This window comes from Borrelia persica No12, assembly GCF_000500045.1.
GTDB classification, from domain to species: Bacteria; Spirochaetota; Spirochaetia; order Borreliales; family Borreliaceae; genus Borrelia; species Borrelia persica.
Genome location: NZ_AYOT01000058.1, coordinates 1 through 270, shown reverse-complemented (window position 1 = coordinate 270; position 270 = coordinate 1). Strand labels below are relative to the sequence as shown.

Sequence of the window (270 nt, the reverse complement as noted above, 5' to 3'; positions counted from 1 at the left end):
GGGTATATGAAAAGTAATTGCTTTATTTTAAATCCATGCAAAATATTAAATTATTTTGATATTAAAACTGGTGTTCGATTTGAGAATTCTTTTTATATATGCGAAAATAATGAATTTGAAATAAGTGAAGTTAAAATAGAGAGAGTACCCGGGTATCATTTTATAGCAACCTCAAATTTTGAAGTGCTATATGATTCACTTGATCTAAAAAAACGAGGCAAAAGATATCGAGTAACATCAAAACGTATATTTAATCGTAAATAAGTTGTA

1 protein-coding gene is annotated in these 270 nt (G+C 26.3%); it reads left to right on the top strand.

Annotated elements, in window-relative coordinates:
* Positions 1-264, top strand: a 264-nt coding sequence (locus U881_RS0101120) for a DUF261 family protein (RefSeq protein WP_024652984.1), incomplete at its 5' end; no start/stop codon positions are given.
* Positions 265-270: the final 6 nt, after the last annotated feature.